Genomic DNA, 20,475 nt, shown 5'->3' on the forward strand with positions numbered 1-20,475 from the left:
GTCAGCCTACGCTCGGCATCATCCGGATGCGGCGGGGTCACGCCTCGACGTCGATGCGCTCGGGATGCGCGTAGATGTTCAGGGACGCGCCGCGGGAGAACCCCACGAGCGTGAGCTGCATCGACGACGCCAGCTCCACAGCGAGGGAGGAGGGCGCCGAAACCGCGGCCAGCACGGGGATGCCCGCCATGACCGCCTTCTGCACGAGCTCGAAGCTCGCACGGCCCGACACCTGCAGTACCGTGCCTGCCAGCGGCAGCCGGTCGTCGAGCAGAGCCCAGCCGATCACCTTGTCGACCGCGTTGTGGCGCCCGACGTCCTCACGCAGGACGAGCATCTCGCCCGTCGCGATGTCGAAGAGCGCCGCCGCGTGCAGACCGCCCGTCTTCTCGAACAGCGCCTGACCGCTGCGCAACGTGTCGGGGAGCGAGGCGAGCCATCGCGCGGGCGCACGGCTCTCGTCGGCAGCCAGATCGAAACGCGAGACCTTGGTGATCTGTTCGATGGATGCGGCTCCGCAGACGCCGCAGGAGCTCGTCGTGTAGAAGTTACGGGCCGCGTCCTTGGCGGGGATCTCGCGGCCGGGCGCCAGTGCCATGTCGAGCACGTTGTAGGTGTTCTCGCTCTGTGGCGCACCGACGGGGGTGCTGCCCGGCCCCCCGCAGTGGATCGCGCTGCGGACGTCGGAGCCGGCGGCGATGACGCCCTCCCCCGTGAGGAAACCGGCGGCCAGTTCGAGATCGTGACCCGGGGTGCGCATCGTCACGACGAGCGGCTCCCCGCCCACGCGCACCTCCAGCGGTTCCTCCACGACGACCGTGTCGGCACGACGACGCGTCGAGACGCCCTCGTCCGTGAAGGCGATACGGGTGACCGGCGTGCGCTCGGTGAGTCGTCCCATGCCGCGCTCAGCGGTGCTCGAGGCGCACGATGACCGCCTTCGAGGTCGGCGTCCCGCTCACGTCGGCGACCGACTCCAGGGGCACGAGCACGTTCGTCTCAGGGTAGTACGCGGCCGCGTTCTGACGGGGCGTGTCGTAGGACACGATGCGGAAGCTCTCCGCGCGACGCTCCTCCACCTGGCCGTCCGCATCCGTCCACTCGGAGACGAGGTCGACGATCTCCCCGTCGACGAAACCGAGCTCACGGATGTCCTCGGCGTTGACGAGCACGACGCGGCGCCCGCCGTGGATCCCGCGGTACCGGTCGTCCTTGCCGTAGACGGTGGTGTTGTACTGATCGTGCGAGCGCAGCGTCTGCAGCAGCAGGCGCCCGGCGGGGATGTGCGGGTACTCGAGCGGGTTGACGGTGAAACGGGCCTTCCCGTCGATCGTCGCGAACCGGCGCTCGTCGCGCGGGCCGTTCGGCAGGAAGAACGTGCGTCCCTTCTGGATGCGGCTCTCGAAATCCTCGAAGCCGGGGATCACCCGCTCGATGTGCGAGCGGATGAGGGCGTAGTCCGCCTCGAGAGCGGCCCAGTCGGCCTGCGGCACATTGGCCGGGTCGTGGAGACCCGCCGTATCCAGGCCTTCCGGCTCGACGGTCCCGTGCTCGGGAAGGGTGCGCTCATGGTCACCGTCGTGGACGGCCGGCGCATCCTGGGGAGAGGATCCGCCCGCGAAGACGAGCGCGCACAGCCGCGCGATGATCGCGACCTCACTGAGCATGTCGTCGGAGGGCGGGGCGAGCCGACCGCGCGAGGCGTGCACGGCGCCCATCGAGTCCTCGACCGTGACCCGCTGCTCCCGGCCGCCGCGACGGTCGCGGTCCGTACGTCCGAGCGTCGGGAGGATCAGCGCACGTCGACCGGTGACGACATGGGAGCGGTTCAGCTTGGTCGACACGTGCACCGTGAGCCCCACACGCGCCATGCCCGCCTCGACGACCGCGGTGTCGGGCGTCGCCGACACGAAGTTGCCGCCCATCCCCATGAAGAAGCGGACCTTGTCGTCGCGCATCGCGCGGATGGCGGCGACGGTGTCGAAGCCGTGGGCACGGGGTGCGGCGAAGGAGAACTCCCGATCGAGGGCGTCGAGGAAGGCATCCGCCGGCTTCTCGTAGATACCGACCGTACGGTCTCCCTGCACGTTCGAGTGGCCGCGCACGGGGCAGACCCCCGCACCGGGGCGGCCGATGTTTCCCTGCAGCAGCAGCACGTTCACCACGTCGCGCAGGGTCGGCACCGAGTGCTTGTGCTGCGTGAGCCCCATGGCCCAGCACACGATCGTCGCCTTCGAGGCGCGCACCTCGTCGCCGATGGCGCGCAGCTCGTGCTCGCTGAGGCCGGTGGCCTCCTCCAGCTGCGCCCAGCCGGCATCCGCCATCTGACGGCGGTACGACTCGAATCCACTCGTGTGGGCGCTGATGAAGGCGGTGTCCAGCACATCGCCGTCGCGGTCCTGGGCCTCGAGCAGATGCTTGCCGATCGCGTGGAAGAGGGCCTGGTCTCCGCCCGAGCGGATCTGCACGAAGCGGTCGGCGAGTTTGGTGCCGCCGAAGGCGACTCCGCGCGGGGTCTGCGGGTTCTCGAACCGCATGAGGCCCGCCTCGGGCAACGGATTGACCGCGATGATGCGCGCTCCGCGCTGCTTGGCCTTCTCGAGGGCCGACAGCATGCGGGGATGGTTCGTGCCGGGGTTCTGCCCGGCCACGATCAGCAGGTCCGCCTCGTGGACGTCTTCGATCGAGACGGTGCCCTTGCCGATGCCGATCGTCTCCGTCAGCGCCGAGCCGCTCGACTCGTGGCACATGTTCGAGCAGTCGGGGAGGTTGTTGGTGCCGAGGCCGCGCACGAGCAGCTGGTACAGGAACGCCGCCTCATTCGAGGTGCGACCAGATGTGTAGAACACCGCCTCGTCGGGGTGCGACAGTGACCTCAGCTCGTCCGCGATCATCTCGAGCGCCGCATCCCACGAGATCGGCCGGTAGCGCGTCGCGCCCTCGTCGAGCACCATCGGATGCGTCAACCGCCCCTGCTGACCGAGCCACCAGTCGTCGCCCTCGCGCAGGTCCTCGATCGAGTGTGCGGCGAAGAACTCCGGCCCGACGCGGCGCACGGTCGCCTCTTCCGCGACGGCCTTGGCGCCGTTCTCGCAGAACTCCGCAACATGGCGCTTGTCCTCCTCCGGCCACGCGCAGCCGGGACAGTCGAAACCGTCCTTCTGGTTGACGCGGAGGAGGGTCTCGGCGGATCGTTTGAGGCCCATCTGCTCGTTCGCGATCTGCAGCGCGTGGAGCACGGCCGGCACGCCCACCGCGACCTTCTTCGGTCGCGACACGTGCACACGGGTCTCATCGATATTGGCCGTCGGCGGCTTCATCGGCATGCCGCCAGAGTACGCCCCCGCGCAGTCGCGCGTGTCGAGCTCGCGCCTGGAAGGGGACGACTGGTGACGCGACCCAGTCGCTTCTACGTCAGGAGATCTCCCTCCTACACGACGATTTAGGGGATGTTCGTCCTGCGGAGTGGCGTTCTCCTGCACAATGCTGATCCTCCGTGCTTGACCAGCGGAGAAACGAGACAACGGCCCCCACCGAAGCGGAGGCCGTTGTCCTACTGTCTCAACACAGTGTGCGCCCGAAGGGACTCGAACCCCTAACCTTCTGGTCTGTAGTTGACCCCGACTTCTGGTCAATCGAGCGCTGTGAAGCGTGGTCGAGCCTATGTCAACTCGCGCTTGACAGCGAATCGACGCACTCCGGGCCGGTGCTGTGATGGCCCATGACAGCGTGGAAACGCTCCCCTACTTGGCTTTCGCGCGTCGCATCATCCGCAAGGCCGGAGAGCGCGTCGGGGATGCCGACGAGTTCGAGCTTGCCGAACTCGTGTCACTTCGGGTCGACATCGAAGAGGCCATTGCGGTCGCGGTTCGCGGCCAGAAGGCCACGGGCCGGTCATGGACGAAGATCGGTGACGCTCTCGGCATAAGCCGCCAGGCCGTGCAACAGCGCTACGGAGAGAAGGTCAGCGCATGATCCTCTATAAGGTCACGGTCGATCGCCGGACGCGCTGGCACCGCTGGCGCGCCGAGTGCTCGTGCGGTTGGACGTGGCACGGAAGCCGCTCCCTCCGCACCACGCAAGCTTTCGCGAATTGGCACGTCGTCACTGCCGTCCATTCGCACGCATCAGTCTGAGAATCCAGATATATGAACGGCACCATCCTGGGGGCGTGGTCGGACGCGATCACGGCGTTTCTTACAGCACAGCAAGGTAGCGGGGTCGCCCGCACATCCATCTACACACGGAGGCAGCACCTCAACCACATCGCCGCCCGCGTGCCCTATGGGCCGTGGGAGCTGACGACCGATGACCTGGCCGGTTTCATGGCCTCGCACAACTGGGAGCGCGAGACGCGCCGGAGCCGTCAGACGACGTTCCGGGCGTTCTACGGGTGGGCAGCGAAGACGGGCCGCATCGAGACGGACCCGACCGAAGCTCTCGACAAGGTGAAGCCGGGTGACCCGAACCCCCGGCCGGTGCCGGATCGGGTCTACCTCGCTGCCCTCGCGCAAGCCGACGAGGAAGAGGCGCTGTGGATCGACCTGGCCGCGGAGCACGGCCTACGCCGCGCCGAGATAGCGTGCATCCACTCTGACGACATCGTTGAGACGCTGCTGGGGCACGACCTCATCGTGCACGGGAAGGGAAGCAAGCTGCGCGAGGTGCCGCTGACCGCGGCCATGGCGCGCAAGCTGCTCGACATCGTGACGGAGCTCGGGCGGGGCTACCTGTTCCGTGGCGACGAGGATGGGCACGTGTCGGCACGGTGGCTCGGAACGCGCGTCAGCCGCCTGCTGGAGGGCGACTGGACCATTCACAAGCTGCGCCACCGCGCGGCTACTCGGTTCTGGATCGCCTCGGAAGGTGACCCCTACGTGGTGGCCGACCTGATGGGCTGGGCGTCGCTCGCCATGGTGCGCGTGTACGTGAAGCTGCCCGACGAGCGCAAGCGTCGCATCGTGAACGCTGCGAGCCGGGTTCCGTCCCTGGTCTAGAGTTCGATCCATGACAACCGAGACGCCCACCACCCGACGCACTACCGAGCTGCTGGCCCTATGGGTCATCGCTGGAGTGGCCCTGGTGGTGGGCGTCATTCTTGCGCTCACCGCGGGCGCATCCGCCGACTCGTTCAACTCGGCGGATGACGTAGTTATCGTCGCGGCGCTCTCCTGGTGGTCGAACGCGCTACTGCTCGTCGGCGTAATCATGGCTGCCGGGGCGCTCGTCCTGAGCGGCGTGCGTTCGTTGCTGCGCCGCTCAGGACTCCCGGTCTAACGGGTCGGGTTCGCCAGCGCCGCCCCCAGCGCCACCGAGCCGAGCAGGCTCGACGCCGACTGGATCGAGAGCGCCAGGTCGGCCGCGCTGGTCTGGAAGAACGGCGCGACAGCGAGGCCCGCGATAGCGACGACGTAGAGCACCCGCCGCACGTTCAGCGGCAGGAACTCAGACGACGCCGCCTGTAGCTCTTCGACAACGAATGTGGTCGAGCTCGGCCCGCCGGCCTGTGCGTCCTCGACAAGTTCGCGCGCTTCGGCGCGGGTGGCGGGTCGCTTCGTCATGCTTTCTTCTCCTTGGTGATGGTGTCCTCGATGCCGTCGAGGCGGTCGTCGGTGTCGGCCTGGCGCCGCATGAGCCATGCGACGTCGCGCTGAATGGTGAGCAGGATTCCGCGGTTCTCGTCGTGCTTGTTGTCGAGGTCGTCGCGGAGGTTGATGGGCGTCCCGTCCGGGTGTCGGTGATCGTTGGCGACTTGCGCCTCGATCGCGCGGAGACGGGCGAGCACGAGCGGCGCGAGGACGGCCCCGACGATCGCCACGGCGAGCCCTCCGCCTGCCGTGACGATCGCGACGAGTACGGGTTCGGTCATGTGAGCGCGGCCCCTTCGGCGAATATGGCCAGGATCAGTGCCACGGCTTGGACCACCTCGTAGAGGTAGGCCATGGCGGCGAGGGCCGTCACGAACGTCATGACGATCGCGACGACCCCCGCCACCTGGAGAGCGCGTCTCATCGGCTTAGAACGCGCCTTCCCAGTACCAGAGGCCGGAGTAGTACCCCTGGAACCAGGTGCCCTTCCCCTCGACCACCTGACCCGCCGCGCGGGCCTTGAAGGTGCCTTCCGTGCCCGCCCGAAGGATGTCCACGACGGGGCTGGAGGTGTTCGGCTCGCGCCGTCCGTTGCTGTTGGCTTTGGCTGTCGCCTTGAAGATCGACGGCGCGACGGCCGGGGGCGCGCCCTCGGCGCCGTTGTCGCGCGCCGCGATCCGCTTGATCTCGGGCAGCGGGTCGGTGAACGCCCCGCTGGACACGCGGCGCTGCTCGATGTGGACGCACGAGCCATCCGTCGATCCGGAGGTTCCTTCGTGGAGGATGACCTGCCCGGCCGCGACTCGCTCGCCGACCTGCTGCGACGACGCCCACGGGCCGTGCGAGTAGGAGATGTCCCACTCGTTGCCGTCGTCGAGCACCGATCGCACGGTGATGCCGTGCCCGAACCCGTGCGCCGACGAAGGCGCGGTCTTGCCGACGACGGTTCCCGCCCGGAGCGCGGGGACGCCGATCGTGCCGGGCTGCGTGCTGTGGCTGATGTCCTGGCCGCGGTGGGTGCGCCCGCCGGGCCGGGGATCGCCGTACGGCGAGGTGTAGCCGCCGCTGTAGTAGTCGCGGAGAATGCCCATGGTTGTGTGTCCTTTTCTGTCAGGTGGTGATGGTGGAGGCGATGAGCATGGCGGCGTCGGCGTAGCCGAGCGCGTTGGGGTGGGTGCCGTCGGTGGTCATGAATCCGAACTCGGTCATGCGGTTGCCGTAGCGGTGCGCAAGGTCGATGAGCGGCACGGTGCGGGTGCGGTGGTAGGCGTTGAGCGCATCGACTTGGCTGGGCGCGGAGTGCGGGAACGCGGACACGACCGCGGCGTCACCGCCCGCGGCACGTGCGGTCGCGATCAGAGCGTCGGTGTCGGTGATGATCTGCGCGACGGTGCGACCGTTCTCGATGTCGTTGATACCGAGGCTGATGAGGGTGAGGTCGGCTTGGACAGCGGTGATGAACGCTCTCCCTCCGAACGTGTTGTTCCCGGCCTTGTTCGCCCAGTGATCGGCTTGCGAGCCGCCGACGCCCGCGTTCAGGACACGGACGATGTTCGGGCGGGTACTATCGGCGATCTCGACCCCGGCGACGAACGAGGTTCCGGCGGTGCGGGTGATCGTGAGCACGTTGCCCGCGCTGACGGAGCCTGCGGTGACGAGCTGCCGGTAGATGCCGGGCGTCGCGCGTTGCGTGTTGATCGCGACGGCGCTGCCGCCCGTGGCTTGCGCGGTAATCGTGCCGGTGCCGGTGTCGCCGAAGAAGTACACGAAGAACTGGTTCGCGGCGACGTCGGGGGTGTAGGTGCAGGAGCCTGCGCCGCTGAGCTCGAGGCCCGCGTTGCCGCCCGCACCGACCCCGGCGCTGACATACCCGAACGGTCCGCGGTTCCATCGTGAGTCGTCGTTTCCGGCGTGGCCGGGCACGCTCATCGCGTAGAGGGCGGGGATGCCGAGCGCGGTCAGACGTGCGGCGAGCCGTGCCGGGTAGGAGTTCGGGCCTCCCTGGTTCGTGGTGCCGGGTGCGGTGGTGAACGAGTCGGAGTAGACGCCCGCGGTCGTGGAGTCCCCGACGCACAGGATGCGTGCGGGGCCGTTGTTCAGCAGGGAGCGTTGAAGCGCACGCCACCAGGCGGGCAGGGTGGTGAACTTCGCGTTGCGACCCACCGCGACGGGGCTGTCCTCCACGATCGTCTGAGTGCTCACGTCCGCGAGGTCCTCGCGCATCCGCGCGATGTAGTCGCGGGTCTTGTTGTCCTCGTCGTACCCCTGGCGGCGGTCGTCGGTGGATCGTACGATGTCCATTCCCGCAGCGAGAGCGTCGTCTCCGTTGGCCATGTCAGGCGTCCTCATCTGTCCAGGACTCGCCCGCGGGCGAGTCGTCCCATGCGTCCCCGGAGGGCAGCAGAATCCATGCGGTGTCGGGGGTGTCGACGGTGCGAGCCGTGACCGTCATCTCGTCCCGGTCCAGGTCGAAACGCACCTGGTCCGCGGAGCCGACGTGAATCTCATCCGGCACGGTCAAGATCACCGTCTCTTCCGCCGTCGCCGTCCAGTCCGCGACCTTCACGGCACGCACCTGACGGCCCCGATGCTGCGCCCGACGCACCGCGTAGGACGCGAGACCAGCGCCGGGAAACGGCGTCTCCTTCTCGATCAGCTGCACGCGAGTCGGCGGGTGAGTGAGCGCGTGCGCGTCGGTCGCGGTCTGCTCCAAGCCGTCCTGCGTCCACGTGTAGCGGACCACGGCCGCGTCGAACCATTCGCCGCTGCCTCGGTCGATCGTGTCTTCCGTGTCGATCAGGTCGACACCCCACCCGACCGTTACAACGCCGTCGCCATGACCGGCATACGTCTCCCCGCGCAGCGTCCACACGCGCTGCTCGTCGCACACGAGGCGCAACCCGCGGGCCTGAACGAGCGGCGAGAGGAAGTCCAGCGCAGTCACGCCCGCCCGCCACACCAACGCATCCGCGTGCGCGTCGTCACCGACCGCCCGCCACAGTCCCGAACCCGTCAACCGCGCGCCGGGGATCGCCAGCGCGAGCACGTAGTTCACGACATCCACCAGTCGCGTGTAGGCGACGGGGGATGCATCATCACGCAACGCGCGATAGTCGCCCAGCAGGGCCTCATCGCTCGCGAGAGACAGGGACACCTCACCGTTCGCGAGACGCCGCGGGCGGCTGCGCACGCCAAGATCGAACCGCCGTACTGTTCCACCATCGCGCTGCGCTGCGACCTCCACGCGCGCCGACGAGCGCGGATCGAGCAACGCCAACACGCCCGCGCTCGGCGCAACCACACGAACCGTCGCCTGCACGTGCGGAGCACCGCCCGCATCCAACACGATCTCACCGCCCGACAACGCCACGGCGATGGGAGGCGATGTCAAGATTCGCGCCGCGTAAGTGTGGACCGAGATCACGGCGCGACCTCCTGGAACCCGCACGACACGATCCACGCGTTGCGTGTGGTGTCTTCGATGGGTCGCGAAACCTCGCCCTGCACGACGAACGTCATGTTGTGGCTGGGCCGGTCGGCGTCGGTCAGGACGGCCACCGCCGCGAGCGCCAGGGCGTCCTGAGCGGCTTTGCTGGTCGTCTCGGCTCCCTCGCCAGAGAAGCCAAGTTCTAGACGCCCTGAGCGGGCCTGAGCGGGCCGGAGAGTGGCGTCGGGGTACTCCCGGCCGAGGATCGGGTGCACGATGCTCTGTGCCGCGCGCGCGTTCTCGAACGTGAGGAAGATGGCGGGTTCGACGGTGACGCCGCCGATTGCGATCAGAACCACGTCGTCCCCCCGCCACTGCCGGGACGGACCGCTGTGCGAACCTCGCCCACCTTGTCGCCGGGTCGCCAGTTACGCCAGGCCGAATCATCCACGCCGACGACGACGGTGGAGCGCACTGTCTCCGGTACACCGTCCAGGTCGCCTTTGAACTTCGACACGTCGGCGGTGGCTTTGCCTGTCTCTGCGTCGATCATGATCTGCGTGTTGTCGGGCAGGGTCAGGAGCTTGTTGCCGAGTTCGTCAACCTCCTGCGTCACCTCGCCCGCGTCGCGCACGAGACCCTTGAGCACCTCTTGCTGTTCCTCGAACTTGGTGTTCGCGCCGTCCACCACGGCAGCAAGCTCGCGCGCCGCGAGGTTCTGCTTCGAGTTCTGCTCGACGGACCGCTGCTGCTCGGGGGTGAGCGCCTTCAGCGACTCGCGCATGTCGTCCGCGATCTGCCGGTTCTCGTCCATGCCCTTGGCAGCGATGGCGTTCACCACGGCGAGCTGGTTGAGGTCGCCCGCCATGGCTCGCGCCGCCTCGGGGATCGTGATGCCGAGCGTGTTCGCGTATTCCTCCGCCTTCGCCCGCTCGTCGCCGGTCAGGATCTCGGTGGTCCGGGAGGCGATGGTCATGGCGTCGAGCACGGTGCTACCCGCGTCGATGTATGCCTGAGCGAGGCCGTTCGCGCGCTCTTCGAGCTTCTGCCGTTCCTCGTCCGCGAGTTGCAGACCGGCCACCAGGAGGCCGATACCAGCGGCGCCACCGGCCAGCGCGAGCGATCCGGCGAGGTTGCTCGCCCCTCCCGCCATGCCGCCGAACACGTCCTGGGCGATCTGGGGCAGGTCTTCGAGGTCGCCGCGGAACGAGGAGAATGTCTCACCGAGGTTTTGACGCAGTTCGTCGCCAGCTTCCTCGGTGCTGCGCTTGATGGCGTCGAGGCCGTCGTCCACGCCCTTGGCGGCGTCCTTTGCGCCGTCGCGGTAGCCGCGTTCGAGGTCGCGTCCGCCCTTCTTGGCGTCGTCGGAGACGGCCTTCTGAGTGCGCCCGCTGGCGAGCACCATGGCGCGGAAGCTGCTCTCCATCTTGTCGCCTGCTTTGTCGCCGTCGCGGGCGAGGTCATCGAGCGAGTCCGCGGTGTCGTCCAGCGCCTTGGACAGGTCCTTCACCTGCGACTGTGCCGCGCGCGTGTTGGCGGCGATGTCGATGGCGGGCATTACTCCTGCTTTCCTTCAAAGGCGGTGGCGATGGTGCGCACGGTCGTTTCGATCCACAGACGAGCTAGGCGGGGGATCATTTCGCGAGCTGCGGGATAGAACACGTATCCGCGTTTGTTGCGCGGTTTGAGCTGGTGCGCCTTGCCCCCGAACTCGACGGCGTACCAGTCGGTCTTGGGGTCAAGGCCACCCTTCAGGGGGCGTCCTTTCCGCGCCGATTGGATGCGGACGTTCTGGTTGCTGACGGAGACGACGGCGGTGTTGACCATGACCCGGTGCTCCAGGCGGGTATCCGCCCGCTCAGCCATGGCCTTGGTGGTTTCGGGCGCCGCGACGCGCTTGGTCTGCTGACGGATCATCTTGGCGATGGTCTTGTCCAGCGACCGAATGGCGTAGATCGCCGCCAGGAGTTCCGGCGACGCCTTCGCGTCGAGTCGCATCGCGGCCCCTCGGGTCAGGCGACGGAGCGGACCGGCTGCCCGTTGACGGGCATCGAGACGGAGCCGGTGGCCACCGAGTCGAGGGCGCCGCCGATGGGGCCGGGCACAGGGACGATGGTGGCGGTGTAGAGCGGTGCCGTTCCGGTGGCGGGCTTCTTGGGCTTGAACTTCATGACGGTCGGAACGCCCACGTTCGCGGCGAGCCACTGGGCGAGCGCGAGGGCCGTCTCGTGGTCCTGCGCGTAGTCGATGTTGCAGACCCAGGTGGGCGTGCCGGTCAGGTTGTGGATCGCGGTGGGGGTCATCCCCTTCCACTGCGCGGTGGGCGTGGTGGGCACAAGCTCGACCTTGGAGACGTGGGCCTCGTAGTTGTCCGTGCCGAGCACGAGGTCGATGTCGTTGAGGACGATGGGCTTGACGACGGGTGTTGACATGGCGGCTACTCCTTGGATGCGAGGACGGTGAGGGGGATGTCGAAGGCGAGGCGGTTGTTGTACGCGACGCTGGTGGCTTCGTCGTGCATGAGGCGCGTGTCGAGGTAGTCGAGGATCGCGAACACGAGGGGTTCGAGCTGGTCGCCGGCCATGTGCAGCGCCTCTTGTGAGGCGATGAGCGTGAGCAGCATGCCGACGTTCCGGTGCGACTTGGGAGCCTCGGGGCTTCGCGCGATGCCGGTGTAGCGAAGCTGCACGGTGGGCACGGTGATGCGGTCGAGAATGCGCTCGGTGGCGATGACCTGGACGGCACTGAGCTTCGCGTCGGTGGCCCAGTCGGCGCGGAACTGCCTGGCGAGTTTCGTGACGACGCTCACCAGATCGCTCCCTCGCCCCGCTGGGGTCGGAGAAGCTGCTTCACGTGCCAGTCCAGCGGGTAGGACGTGATGCCGTACCCGCCCGCCGACAGCTCGCCGTTGCCGTCGCTCGCGGCGTTGCCCGCGTTGAAGATGTTGCGGGCGTGCATGATGTGCGCGAGGCGGTATTCCTCGGGCACATCGGCGCCCTCTGCGAGGGTGGGGGCGTAGGCGACGCATCCGGCCTTCGCCGCTGCGAGGTAGACCGCGAGCGCGTCGTCACCGAGGATGCTGCCGTCAGGCCACACAATCCCGATGAGCGCCCGGTCTGCGGCGACGGATGCTTTCACCCAGTCGGTTGCCATGTCGTCTACGCCCCCTCTTCTCAGGCCGTGGTCACGATGCGGAGCGCGCCCGCGTTGGTCGCGAGGCTGGCCCAGTAGCCGAACAGCGCGATGTCGGTTGCGCCGTTGCCCGGCTGGATGCCAGAGACGCGGATCGGCACACCGGGCAGCTCGAAGAACTGGAACGCCTCGCGCGCACCGACGAGGACCTTGCCGGTGCCGACGTTGCCGGGCACGATCTTGAACCCGTCGAGGTCGCCGTCCTCCAGGCCGAATCCGGCGTTGAGGAAGCCGAGCTTGTCGTCGTCCTTCATGAGCACGATGTCGCGCCACAGCTCGGGCGAGACGACGGCGAACGAGGGGCGGTTCTCGGTGTTGACGACGCCGAGGGCGCCGTCCACGATCGCGGCGAGGCCCTTGGCGACGCCGGTGGGGACGGTGCCGGGCGTGGTCGTCTGCGCGGCCGCGACCATGGCGGCGAGGCACTTGGTGTCGGTGGCGCGGGCGTAGCTCTCGGTCTGCTTGTCGAGGAACGACGAGATGACGGACTGGTCGTTGAAGTCCTCGAATCGCCGGTCGAGGCGGTGGCCGGATGCGAGTCGCTGGGCGGTGATGGGCACCGGCTCGGTGTCCACGGCGGCGGACGGCACCTCAGTCGCGTTGCCGCTGTAGTCCGCGACGACGGGTTCGGTGACCCAGCGCCAGCCCTGCATGACGTAGTTCGTCAGCGCGACGGACTGCACGAGCGGCACGAACCGGCGCGCGTAGGGGCGCCGCTGCCACAGCTCACCCAGGTAGCCCGTCTCCTGGGTGTCGGCGCCGATGGTGACGGTGGTCGGGCCGGACTGCTGCACCTGCGCGAGCGCGAAGGACTCGCCCGCGCTGGCGTAGGGGCGGAGCATGTCGGGGTCGTTGCGCTGGATCGCGGAGAACAGGCCGTCGAGGGTGACAGCAACTTCCACGGTGCGCTCGGTGTCGGGGACGATGGTGGGCATAGGTTCCTCCTGAGGAGCGGGTTCGGTGGCCGGTGAGGCCGGGGTTTCGTTGGGCGCGGGTTGGGTGGTCTGGGGTTCGTCTTCGTCCTCGTCGGTGATGTCACCGAGCGCGAACAGGTGGGCGCCCGCCCATGCGCCCTCGCGCGTGACGGCGGCGCCGGTGAGCCGTCCGGCGAGGCCTTCGACTCCGCGGCGGACGATGCCCGCAATCTCGGGCGAGAGCTTGCGAACCCGGTTGGGGTCTGCGAGGTAGGCGTCGCCTTCGTCGGTTGCGGCGATGGTGAATTCGGCGTAGACGCCGCCCTCTGCGGGTCGGTGTTCCAGGACGGTGGCGCGGCCCAGCGGGTCGTACTTGCCGTGTTCCAGGTTGAGCGTGACCACGCTGGGGTCACGGGGCAGGGTGACGACGCCGGGGCCGTAGCGGAGCGGTTCGGCGCCCGAGGCGGACAGGCGGGACACCTCGCCGTAGGGCAGGAGGATGCCGCGGAGCGTGCGCGCGTCGGCGTCAACGGCGAAGTCGTGGCCGGTCATGCTCGGGTCCCCGAGATGATCACGCCCGCGACGGCGGCGGTGTTGTCGTTGCTGGGCGCGTTTGCGGTGACCGCACGACCGATCCCGAGGGCGAAGTCCTTGCCCTCGGACCCGAACTCGTAGGCGACGAGCGTGCCCGCCGCGACGGGGATGGTGACGAGGGGAACGTCGGTCGCCGGAGCGGGGGTGCTGGCCTTGTTGTAGAGCTTGACGAACACGGGCGTTGCGGTCGGGTTGAACACGGTCAGCTCGTAGAGGGTGCGGTCGCCCGCGACGATGAGTGCCGCGTTGGTGCTCGCCGTGGTGACGTGGTTGAACGGGGTGGTGCTGCGACTCATGCGGTCAGCTCCTGGGGTGCGGTCGGGGCGGTGTGGGGTGCGGCGCCGGATGCGCCGTAGGGGTCGTTGGGAACGTTGGTGAGGTTGGTCCGGTTGAACCGGATTGCCTTGCCCTCGGGCGTCACGTCGTTCTCGGACAGGCGAGCTTCGATGGGTGCGAGCCACATCTCCAGGTCATCGATGAGCTGGGAGCGGGTGCCCTCTTGGGTGGAGTAGGTCAGCGAGGCGGTGGCGGGCGAGCCGTCGAGCAGCGCGACCGGCAGGCCGAGGTGGTTGGCGATGTCGATGCGGGCAGCGTTGCGGCCCTTGTCGAACAGGTCGGGTTCGACCTGACCCTCAGTGCGGAGCCTGAGTTCCGCGGGGATGAACGCGACCATGCCGAACTCGCTCGTCCGGTTGGTGGCGATGGCTTGCACGTACTGCATCGCCTTCGCGGGATCGATCGATCCCGCTGCGATCTCTTCGAGGATCATGGCCGGGATGGGGCTGCGGACGCGCCCGACCCAGGCCTTCTCCATGTGACGCCATCCGCGGATGCTTTCTCGGGCGGTGATGAGTAGACCTTCATCGGGTCCGGCGAAGAGCACCACATCGGCGGGGTCGGTGACGGGCACCTGATCGACGCGGATGCCGGTCGGCGTGGAAGCGTCGAAGTTCCATCGACTGCGGGCGATGCGGCCCGCCGCCGTGATCTGCCCGAAGGCGTCGCGCTCCACGACCCACAGCGACCACCCGTGAAAGATCAGGTCATCGAGGGTGAGGGCGATGCGATGCCACGCGGTCTGCGGCGATCCGGTGCTCGTGAACCATCCGGGCTGCGTCGCATCGGCAGCGAAGGCGCCGGATGCGTCCCACGCGCCGAGCTGCATCGGAAGGTCGGAGAGCTTGGACACGATGAGGTTGCGACCTCGCTTGACCGGCGCGACGGTCATGGCGGTGTCGCGCGTCACAGCGTCGGAGCCGGTGGGGCCGTAGATGTCGGAGTAGACGAGGGGCTGGAGTTCGGACGGCGTTCCCCAGAGCGGGGTGACGCCGGTGGCCATGCTGGCGAGGCCGAGCACGGTGGAGGCGGCGGCGGGAGGGCCGAACATGAAGCGTGAGAACCAGGACATCGGGATGAACTCTCGGGTTGGGCGGATCGAAAGTGTTAGCCGGGGCTGTGGATAAGTCCCCCGCCGCGGCGTCGAGGCCATACCTGCCGCCGACAGCGCGACGGCAGGCGCCGTCAGGGGTCGCCCCGCATCGCACAAATCTTCGAATGTATCTCACCTACAACATGATGCGGCAATGCACATCATGTCAACAGGCGCAGATCTACATATAGTCTCAATGACAATTACTCCGCGGTCGCGGCCGCGCAGGGTCATGCTCGGCGATCACGAGACGACGATGGGGCCGAAGGCTTCGCCCGCGCTGGGGTCGGGCAGTGCGTACATCGCGGCGGCGACCGCTTCGAGCGGAGTGATGTCGAAGCCCGGATCGTCGTTCGGGATGCCGAAGAGGACCGACTTGCCCGCCATGCGCTTGGTGGCTCCCGCTGCGGCCTTGTCCATGGGCGCCTGCTCCCAGTGGGCGACGGTCGCGTGCGTGATGCCGTTGAGGAGCCGGGTGTGCGAGACGGCCTTCTCAGCGAACGCCAGGGGGCGGGTTTGGGGTCGGGGTCGGGCGACGCGGTTGAGCTGCTGGATTACGTCCTTCTCCTGCGCAGAGCCGCCGTCATATGCGATGGGGAGGCGGAGCATCTTGACGTACTGCCAGAGCTTGCGGTCGAGGTTGGCGTTGCCCTCCTGGTGGTGCAGGAGCTTGAAGCCGATGCGCGGCGGCGCGGCCTCGGAGTCGTCGCCGTCGAGCGCCCACGCGGTCGCTGCGAGGTCGGCGCCGTCGTCGGGGAGATACCAGGCGACGGCGATGGATGCCCACAGGCCACCGGGGTGGACGGCGAACGCGAGCGCCTGCGAGGTGACGCCGGTCGGCACCGGGCCGCGCTCGGTGGTGTCGGCCCACGATGTCGTGTCGATCACGGTGTCGTTGCCGAGCGCCTTGCCGAAGTGCCCCAGGTACTCCAGGGCGAACCGAGCGGCGCCGAGCAGCGCGAAGTTCTGGCGGATGGTGGCGAGCTTGGTGAGGCCGTCGAGGCCGGGGTGTAGGGCGTCGATGAGTTCGCCCGCCCCGGCCTCCCACGAGGCGAGTGCCGCTTCGGAGATGTCGTCGGCTACGCCGTAGCGGATGCGGCCCGCGTTGAGGTCGTGGAGGGTGGTCCAGAAGTGGGAGCCGTCGCGGTACTTGCCGCCTGTTCCGGCGTAGACGAGCTGCGCACCGGGTCGCGTGTCGAATGACGGAACGACGGCGCCCACCACGTCATCCCACACGTCCGGTTCGGGTTCGCCTGCTTCGTCCAGCACGAGCAGGTCGTAGCCGCCGGATCGCACGTCGTCGCCGGTCGGCGCGAGCACGGAGAGCTTGGAGCCGTTGGGGAACTCCAGGCCCTTGCTGCCCTTGCCGTCGAGCACCTTGATGGGGCGGGTCTTGGGGTCTTTCCACTTGCGTTTGATGGTGTCGCGTACGTCGAGGCTGAATCGCTCGTCGGCCTTCTTGGCGAGCGTGAGCATGGTGTACGCGGCCATGTAGACGGGTCGCATCCAGCACCGTCCGATGGTGACGCACCAGATGCTCGTGGTCTTGGCCGAGCGTCGCGGTTCGAGGACGGCGTTGAGGAAGTGCCCCTCGTCGTCGCGGGGGTTCTCGGCGTCGAGGGGCCCGCCTGCGCCGAGGATGTCGGCGGTGCGGAGCATCTGCGGTTGCAGGTTGCCGAGCAGGCCGTCCGGTGAGATGCGGCGCGGCACTATCTCGTTGATGACCCACGCGCCGACAAGGAACTCGGCTCGCGATTGGTGCGAGGACACGAGGGGGGATTCTTCGTAGGGTCGGCGCCCGGAGTCCCGAAGTTCGATCCATGCACGGGGGACGCCGAACGCATCGACCTGAAGCAGCGGGTGAGCCGCGACTTCGGGGGGAAGTTCGGTGCCGAACCAGTCGGCGGGAGATTCGAACTTGTGTACTGCGTCACTCATGGGGTGCCCTCGTCTTGGGGGGAGTCTCTGCTGCCAGAGGCGGTAGTAGATGCGCCGCTGGTCAAAGACTCAGCGTCGAACATCTCTTCGGCTAGATCGGCCAGGAGGTGGCGGGGCCTGTCACGGTCTTCGGTCGATGCTTCGCGTTGGTGATGGCTGCACCCTCGGCGCCGCCGTGCGCTCGGTTGCCTCGGCAGCATCCGGGCGTCGCGTGTCGATGCTCGGGCGCAAGCTCGTGGAGCGCGGAGGCGCGCGCACCGGGAAGGTGGCCCACGTCGTAGGGCTGGCCCGGCATGATCGGCCCGCCGCCTCGCCAGCACGGCACGGGCTGCTGCCGCTTGTGGCTGACGCGCACCCGCGCTCGGATCACCTTGGCGTTGCGCTGATACTCGCGCGTCTGATGCTTGGCGCTCATCGGCGCCGGTCCTTCCACATGAGCACGATCCAGTAGGCGAAGAGCACGCCAGCGACGGGCAGGCCGATAGCGGGGTCGATGTGGTCAGGCGCGAGCAAGGGCCACCCGACCGATGTAGCCGCCGTGAACGGCGAGGCGGTCGGCACACACGTCGGCATAGGCGCGCGCCACGTCGAGCTGCGGCTCGCCTTCGGCCACGAGGACGGTGCGCATCACGTCGAGCTGGACGGCGATCTTCTCGACCTGTCGGGCGGTGGCTCGGAGGTCGAGGCCTCGCGCTCGGTTGGCGAGCGGCGTCGCCGCGTCGATGAGTTCGGAGAGGTCGTTCGCCAAGGAGACGACGGCGTGCGTGGGGCGGTCGGCGTTCTTGATACGCGGGCCAGTGGGCTTGCGGGTCATGCGTTGAGTCCTTTGGCGAGGAAGTCTGCGAGTTGCTGGGGCGTGTAGTCGGGGCCGGGTCTGTACTCGGTGCCGTGGTTCATGAGGCGGTTGTCGTCTCTGAGTCCGCATCGTGCGCACCACCCGGAGAGCGGGTCGAAGGCGTGTTCGTGAGGCATTGGCCCTTGCCAGCTAGATGGTGAAGGGAAGGTGAGGGTTGGGAGGTTTGGCCCCCCTACTCGTGCGAACACGATTCGGAGGGGCCAGCTAGACGGAGCCAGGGCGGAGCCTGGGCCGGTCAGCGCGGCACGCCTGGTTAGGGCGTCACGGACGGGATATGCACGGCGGGATGCGTATGGGTGGTGAGCGCCCGGTCATGCCTTGACCGCTCCCCCGGTCGTGCTCGGGGCGACGAGTGTTCGATGTCGCGGCCGTCCCCCGCGTGTCCCGGCTGTGCCGTGGTTGTGGCGCTGCTGCCCGCCTATTCGGTTATCCCGCGCCAATCAAGGCGCAGGAACTCGGTGGGCCACGTGGTCGGTCCTGCCTGCACGTCGTGATTTGTGTCATGTCGGGCAAGTTATGGCGCTACGACAAACGACACTCGTAATGAGTGCGGCGTGTCGTGATTTTCGTCGTGAGCGCACTACGATTGGCGCTATGACGAGTCCTGACACCGAATGGCAGGTCGAGTGCTATCTCCGCCCGGATGGAGCGCGCGTGTGCTTCCACGTCTCGGAGACGCACGTCCAGCTCCCGCGCGAGCTATTGACCCAACTCGCTACCGCGGAGGGATGGCAGGCGACCGCCGCCCCCGCCGCGGAAACTCGCGAGGCGTATGGGCCGCACGAGTTGGCCAGCCCGGTCATCGTTGGCCCGGCACACCGACACTCGTGGCGCAAGACAAGCAATACCCACAACGGACAGACCGTGTACCAGTGCCGCAAGTGCGAGACGGCAGCTATCGAAGGAGCGAAGCCATGACACTGATGAACGACACAGAATTGGGCATCGCGGGCCGCATGCGTGCCGCTCGCCTCTTGAAGGGGCTGGAGCAGCAGGAAGTTGCCGACATCCTGGGCGTTGCTCGAACCACGGTGTCAGCGTGGGAGCGCGGCGTCAGCGAACCGAGCGCGACGAACTTCGCACGCTGGGCAGTAATCACCGGCCAGCCGATGGAGTGGCTGGCCGGTGAAGTGGTGCGCCCGAAGGGACTCGAACCCCTAACCTTCTGATCCGTAGTCAGATGCTCTATCCATTGAGCTACGGGCGCATGTCTCCCGTCGCATTCCTGCGCGCGGGCACTAGGAGAGACTACAACACAACCGGGCCCGTCGCGAATCGAGGCGGCTACTCGAGCTCGCTGAGGTCGATTCCACCGCGCCGCTCGCTCGCGGCGGACACCGCGGGCGCCGCATCGTCGTCCTTCGCGTTCAATCTGCGTCGATGCGCCGCGAGGCGAGGGAGGTCGACGAGCCGCAGGCTCTGCATCCGCGCCTGCCGCATCTTCTCGTAACCCGGCTCGAGATCAGGCCGGGCAGCTTCGATCCGCAGCGAGCTGTCGATGTTGCGCGCCACCTCCGCCCAGGCCGCCTCACGCGCCGCCTCGACCAGCTCGCGAAGCCCGTCGAGGTCCTCCGCGCGCTCTCGGAGCTCCTCCGCGATGCGCAGGGACTGCTTGCGTCGACGCCGGAGGTTGCGCACGTCCCGGCTGCGATAGTCGTGGGTGCCGCCGGAGTCGCTGAAGCGGCCACGCGCCAGCTTCCGCTCCCTCTCCGCGCGTTCGGCATCCGCTTCGGCCTCCTCGGCGAGCTTCAGCAGCGCGTCCTTCGCATCGGGAACGAACCGGTCGGCGTCGAAGCCTTCTCCCGCGGAGAGGATGTCGACCAGGATGTGGTTCTTCAGCGACAAGCGCGTGGCGGCAGCCGCGATGTAGACGCCTTCGGCGACGACATCGGCGAGTTTCGGGCGCGACGCTCGGGCGGCCCACAGGGCTCCGAGTCCCTTGTGTTCCGTCGGTTCGTCCGCTCGTGATGCCACAGCACCCCCTCCCCCGATTCTATCGGAGGGGTCTCGGCGACTCACGGGTCGAGAACGGGCAAAACCGCTGCCGCGTCAGCTCAGGGACTCGATCACCCGAGCGACACGCCGCTGCCGTGTCTCGACGGCCTTGGCGCCCGTCACCGAGGTGACATGGGCCTTCTGCGCACTCGGCGACAGTGCGTCGAAGGCAGCACGGAGCCCGGCGGATGCGAGCGCCTCGGCGAGGTCCTCCGGCACCTCCACCGTGCGAGGAACGGTGTCGAGCTCCACGTCGACGGTGATCGCGTCACCGCCTCCGATTCCCGTCTCACGCCGCTTGTCCGCGCTGAACGGGATCAGGTGCTTGCCGGCCATCACCCCGACGGTCGAACGATACGTGTACCCGTTGACGGTCACCACCAGCGCGGGGCGACGTCCGCCGCCGAGTTCCTCGATGACGTCCGTGGGGATCTCGATGCCGGTGTTGTTGCCGAACTGCGACATGGTCGTCTCGAACCGCATGAGCCGAGTATGCACCCCCGCGGCACTAGCAACCAGGGCGGACTGGTGCAACCCCGCCG

General features: G+C 68.1%; 27 protein-coding genes and 1 tRNA gene. 4 read left to right on the forward strand and 24 right to left on the reverse strand.

Going from position 1 to position 20,475, the window contains the following annotated elements; translation table 11 throughout:
* Nucleotides 1–37: 37 nt before the first annotated feature.
* Nucleotides 38–901, reverse strand: coding sequence for a formate dehydrogenase accessory sulfurtransferase FdhD (gene fdhD, locus EHF32_RS09735; protein WP_137417992.1), 864 nt, complete (start codon nt 899–901; stop codon nt 38–40).
* Nucleotides 902–908: 7 nt separating this feature from the next.
* Nucleotides 909–3,326, reverse strand: coding sequence for an FdhF/YdeP family oxidoreductase (locus tag EHF32_RS09740; RefSeq protein WP_137417993.1), 2,418 nt, complete (start codon nt 3,324–3,326; stop codon nt 909–911).
* A 388-nt stretch (nt 3,327–3,714) separates the two neighbouring features.
* Here EHF32_RS09740 and EHF32_RS09745 point away from each other — a divergent pair, with 388 nt between their 5' ends.
* The 3 genes from EHF32_RS09745 (at nt 3,715) to EHF32_RS09755 (ending at nt 5,277) form a co-directional block, all read left to right on the forward strand.
* Nucleotides 3,715–3,975: a hypothetical protein gene (locus tag EHF32_RS09745; RefSeq protein ID WP_137417994.1), complete on the forward strand. Its 261-nt coding sequence runs from the start codon at nt 3,715–3,717 to the stop codon at nt 3,973–3,975.
* 173 nt (nt 3,976–4,148) lie between these two features.
* A complete protein-coding gene (locus EHF32_RS09750; RefSeq protein ID WP_137417995.1) occupies nt 4,149–4,997 on the forward strand; it encodes a tyrosine-type recombinase/integrase in 849 nt (282 codons plus the stop codon).
* Nucleotides 4,998–5,007: 10 nt separating this feature from the next.
* A complete protein-coding gene (locus EHF32_RS09755; protein WP_137417996.1) occupies nt 5,008–5,277 on the forward strand; it encodes a hypothetical protein in 270 nt (89 codons plus the stop codon).
* Here EHF32_RS09755 and EHF32_RS09760 read toward each other — a convergent pair.
* From EHF32_RS09760 to EHF32_RS15755, 19 genes are all read right to left on the reverse strand, one after another.
* Nucleotides 5,274–5,561 (reverse strand): hypothetical protein, encoded by a 288-nt coding sequence (locus EHF32_RS09760; RefSeq protein ID WP_137417997.1) that lies wholly within the window; start codon nt 5,559–5,561, stop codon nt 5,274–5,276. The genes EHF32_RS09755 and EHF32_RS09760 overlap by 4 nt on opposite strands.
* On the reverse strand, nt 5,558–5,869 hold the full coding sequence (locus EHF32_RS09765) for a hypothetical protein (RefSeq protein ID WP_137417998.1): 312 nt from the start codon (nt 5,867–5,869) through the stop codon (nt 5,558–5,560). The genes EHF32_RS09760 and EHF32_RS09765 overlap by 4 nt, the downstream gene beginning before the upstream one ends.
* Nucleotides 5,866–6,012, reverse strand: coding sequence for a hypothetical protein (locus tag EHF32_RS15750; RefSeq protein WP_161594083.1), 147 nt, complete (start codon nt 6,010–6,012; stop codon nt 5,866–5,868). The genes EHF32_RS09765 and EHF32_RS15750 overlap by 4 nt, the downstream gene beginning before the upstream one ends.
* Nucleotides 6,013–6,016: 4 nt before the next feature.
* Nucleotides 6,017–6,679 (reverse strand): M23 family metallopeptidase, encoded by a 663-nt coding sequence (locus tag EHF32_RS09770; RefSeq protein ID WP_137417999.1) that lies wholly within the window; start codon nt 6,677–6,679, stop codon nt 6,017–6,019.
* 19 nt (nt 6,680–6,698) lie between these two features.
* Entirely contained in the window at nt 6,699–7,922 is a 1,224-nt protein-coding gene (locus tag EHF32_RS09775) for an SGNH/GDSL hydrolase family protein (RefSeq protein ID WP_161594084.1), read from the reverse strand.
* A gap of 1 nt (nt 7,923) precedes the next feature.
* Nucleotides 7,924–8,979, reverse strand: a complete 1,056-nt coding sequence (locus tag EHF32_RS09780) for a hypothetical protein (protein WP_137418001.1) — start codon at nt 8,977–8,979, stop codon at nt 7,924–7,926.
* A gap of 29 nt (nt 8,980–9,008) precedes the next feature.
* The gene (locus tag EHF32_RS09785; RefSeq protein WP_137418002.1) at nt 9,009–9,374 is read right to left on the reverse strand and encodes a hypothetical protein; all 366 of its coding nucleotides are present in this window, start codon (nt 9,372–9,374) and stop codon (nt 9,009–9,011) included.
* Complete coding sequence (locus tag EHF32_RS09790) at nt 9,365–10,573, reverse strand: hypothetical protein (RefSeq protein WP_137418003.1); 1,209 nt, start codon at nt 10,571–10,573, stop codon at nt 9,365–9,367. The genes EHF32_RS09785 and EHF32_RS09790 overlap by 10 nt, the downstream gene beginning before the upstream one ends.
* A complete protein-coding gene (locus tag EHF32_RS09795; protein ID WP_137418004.1) occupies nt 10,573–11,013 on the reverse strand; it encodes a hypothetical protein in 441 nt (146 codons plus the stop codon). Before EHF32_RS09795 ends, EHF32_RS09790 begins: the two co-directional genes overlap by 1 nt.
* Before the next feature lie 14 nt (nt 11,014–11,027).
* Nucleotides 11,028–11,447, reverse strand: a complete 420-nt coding sequence (locus EHF32_RS09800; protein WP_137418005.1) for a hypothetical protein — start codon at nt 11,445–11,447, stop codon at nt 11,028–11,030.
* A gap of 5 nt (nt 11,448–11,452) precedes the next feature.
* Nucleotides 11,453–11,824: a hypothetical protein gene (locus tag EHF32_RS09805; RefSeq protein WP_137418006.1), complete on the reverse strand. Its 372-nt coding sequence runs from the start codon at nt 11,822–11,824 to the stop codon at nt 11,453–11,455.
* Entirely contained in the window at nt 11,821–12,168 is a 348-nt protein-coding gene (locus EHF32_RS09810) for a hypothetical protein (protein WP_137418007.1), read from the reverse strand. The genes EHF32_RS09805 and EHF32_RS09810 overlap by 4 nt, the downstream gene beginning before the upstream one ends.
* Before the next feature lie 20 nt (nt 12,169–12,188).
* Nucleotides 12,189–13,673: a phage major capsid protein gene (locus EHF32_RS09815; protein WP_137418008.1), complete on the reverse strand. Its 1,485-nt coding sequence runs from the start codon at nt 13,671–13,673 to the stop codon at nt 12,189–12,191.
* Nucleotides 13,670–14,011 (reverse strand): hypothetical protein, encoded by a 342-nt coding sequence (locus tag EHF32_RS09820; protein WP_137418009.1) that lies wholly within the window; start codon nt 14,009–14,011, stop codon nt 13,670–13,672. The genes EHF32_RS09815 and EHF32_RS09820 overlap by 4 nt, the downstream gene beginning before the upstream one ends.
* Nucleotides 14,008–15,123, reverse strand: coding sequence for a hypothetical protein (locus EHF32_RS09825; RefSeq protein WP_137418010.1), 1,116 nt, complete (start codon nt 15,121–15,123; stop codon nt 14,008–14,010). Before EHF32_RS09825 ends, EHF32_RS09820 begins: the two co-directional genes overlap by 4 nt.
* Nucleotides 15,124–15,387: 264 nt before the next feature.
* Nucleotides 15,388–16,914 (reverse strand): hypothetical protein, encoded by a 1,527-nt coding sequence (locus EHF32_RS09830; protein WP_137418011.1) that lies wholly within the window; start codon nt 16,912–16,914, stop codon nt 15,388–15,390.
* 259 nt (nt 16,915–17,173) lie between these two features.
* Complete coding sequence (locus tag EHF32_RS09835; protein ID WP_137418012.1) at nt 17,174–17,497, reverse strand: hypothetical protein; 324 nt, start codon at nt 17,495–17,497, stop codon at nt 17,174–17,176.
* A gap of 84 nt (nt 17,498–17,581) precedes the next feature.
* Nucleotides 17,582–17,896: a hypothetical protein gene (locus EHF32_RS09840; RefSeq protein WP_137418013.1), complete on the reverse strand. Its 315-nt coding sequence runs from the start codon at nt 17,894–17,896 to the stop codon at nt 17,582–17,584.
* Nucleotides 17,893–18,054 (reverse strand): hypothetical protein, encoded by a 162-nt coding sequence (locus EHF32_RS15755; RefSeq protein ID WP_161594085.1) that lies wholly within the window; start codon nt 18,052–18,054, stop codon nt 17,893–17,895. Before EHF32_RS15755 ends, EHF32_RS09840 begins: the two co-directional genes overlap by 4 nt.
* Nucleotides 18,055–18,894: 840 nt before the next feature.
* On the opposite strand from EHF32_RS15755, the gene EHF32_RS16225 reads away from it, so the two are divergent.
* Nucleotides 18,895–19,107, forward strand: a complete 213-nt coding sequence (locus EHF32_RS16225; protein WP_443189873.1) for a helix-turn-helix transcriptional regulator — start codon at nt 18,895–18,897, stop codon at nt 19,105–19,107.
* Here the strand turns inward: EHF32_RS16225 and EHF32_RS09850 are convergent.
* The 3 genes from EHF32_RS09850 to EHF32_RS09860 form a co-directional block, all read right to left on the reverse strand.
* Nucleotides 19,070–19,145: transfer RNA gene (locus EHF32_RS09850), tRNA-Arg, on the reverse strand. The genes EHF32_RS16225 and EHF32_RS09850 overlap by 38 nt on opposite strands.
* A 77-nt stretch (nt 19,146–19,222) precedes the next feature.
* Entirely contained in the window at nt 19,223–19,912 is a 690-nt protein-coding gene (locus tag EHF32_RS09855; RefSeq protein ID WP_238343677.1) for an asparagine synthase, read from the reverse strand.
* Nucleotides 19,913–19,987: 75 nt separating this feature from the next.
* A complete protein-coding gene (locus EHF32_RS09860) occupies nt 19,988–20,416 on the reverse strand; it encodes a YdeI/OmpD-associated family protein (protein ID WP_137418014.1) in 429 nt (142 codons plus the stop codon).
* Nucleotides 20,417–20,475: the final 59 nt, after the last annotated feature.

The sequence above is a fragment of the Microbacterium sp. RG1 genome (assembly GCF_005347485.1).
Classification (GTDB): domain Bacteria; phylum Actinomycetota; class Actinomycetes; order Actinomycetales; family Microbacteriaceae; genus Microbacterium; species Microbacterium binotii_A.

Coding starts and splice junctions, on each gene's coding strand:
- fdhD (WP_137417992.1), bottom strand. CDS start 901: ATGGGACGACTCACCGAGCGCACGCCGGTCACCCGTATCGCCTTCACG.
- EHF32_RS09740 (WP_137417993.1), bottom strand. CDS start 3,326: ATGCCGATGAAGCCGCCGACGGCCAATATCGATGAGACCCGTGTGCAC.
- EHF32_RS09745 (WP_137417994.1), top strand. CDS start 3,715: ATGGCCCATGACAGCGTGGAAACGCTCCCCTACTTGGCTTTCGCGCGT.
- EHF32_RS09750 (WP_137417995.1), top strand. CDS start 4,149: ATGAACGGCACCATCCTGGGGGCGTGGTCGGACGCGATCACGGCGTTT.
- EHF32_RS09755 (WP_137417996.1), top strand. CDS start 5,008: ATGACAACCGAGACGCCCACCACCCGACGCACTACCGAGCTGCTGGCC.
- EHF32_RS09760 (WP_137417997.1), bottom strand. CDS start 5,561: ATGACGAAGCGACCCGCCACCCGCGCCGAAGCGCGCGAACTTGTCGAG.
- EHF32_RS09765 (WP_137417998.1), bottom strand. CDS start 5,869: ATGACCGAACCCGTACTCGTCGCGATCGTCACGGCAGGCGGAGGGCTC.
- EHF32_RS15750 (WP_161594083.1), bottom strand. CDS start 6,012: ATGAGACGCGCTCTCCAGGTGGCGGGGGTCGTCGCGATCGTCATGACG.
- EHF32_RS09770 (WP_137417999.1), bottom strand. CDS start 6,679: ATGGGCATTCTCCGCGACTACTACAGCGGCGGCTACACCTCGCCGTAC.
- EHF32_RS09775 (WP_161594084.1), bottom strand. CDS start 7,922: ATGGCCAACGGAGACGACGCTCTCGCTGCGGGAATGGACATCGTACGA.
- EHF32_RS09790 (WP_137418003.1), bottom strand. CDS start 10,573: ATGCCCGCCATCGACATCGCCGCCAACACGCGCGCGGCACAGTCGCAG.
- EHF32_RS09795 (WP_137418004.1), bottom strand. CDS start 11,013: ATGCGACTCGACGCGAAGGCGTCGCCGGAACTCCTGGCGGCGATCTAC.
- EHF32_RS09800 (WP_137418005.1), bottom strand. CDS start 11,447: ATGTCAACACCCGTCGTCAAGCCCATCGTCCTCAACGACATCGACCTC.
- EHF32_RS09810 (WP_137418007.1), bottom strand. CDS start 12,168: ATGGCAACCGACTGGGTGAAAGCATCCGTCGCCGCAGACCGGGCGCTC.
- EHF32_RS09815 (WP_137418008.1), bottom strand. CDS start 13,673: ATGACCGGCCACGACTTCGCCGTTGACGCCGACGCGCGCACGCTCCGC.
- EHF32_RS09820 (WP_137418009.1), bottom strand. CDS start 14,011: ATGAGTCGCAGCACCACCCCGTTCAACCACGTCACCACGGCGAGCACC.
- EHF32_RS09825 (WP_137418010.1), bottom strand. CDS start 15,123: ATGTCCTGGTTCTCACGCTTCATGTTCGGCCCTCCCGCCGCCGCCTCC.
- EHF32_RS09835 (WP_137418012.1), bottom strand. CDS start 17,497: ATGAGCGCCAAGCATCAGACGCGCGAGTATCAGCGCAACGCCAAGGTG.
- EHF32_RS09840 (WP_137418013.1), bottom strand. CDS start 17,896: ATGACCCGCAAGCCCACTGGCCCGCGTATCAAGAACGCCGACCGCCCC.
- EHF32_RS15755 (WP_161594085.1), bottom strand. CDS start 18,054: ATGCCTCACGAACACGCCTTCGACCCGCTCTCCGGGTGGTGCGCACGA.
- EHF32_RS16225 (WP_443189873.1), top strand. CDS start 18,895: ATGCGTGCCGCTCGCCTCTTGAAGGGGCTGGAGCAGCAGGAAGTTGCC.
- EHF32_RS09860 (WP_137418014.1), bottom strand. CDS start 20,416: ATGCGGTTCGAGACGACCATGTCGCAGTTCGGCAACAACACCGGCATC.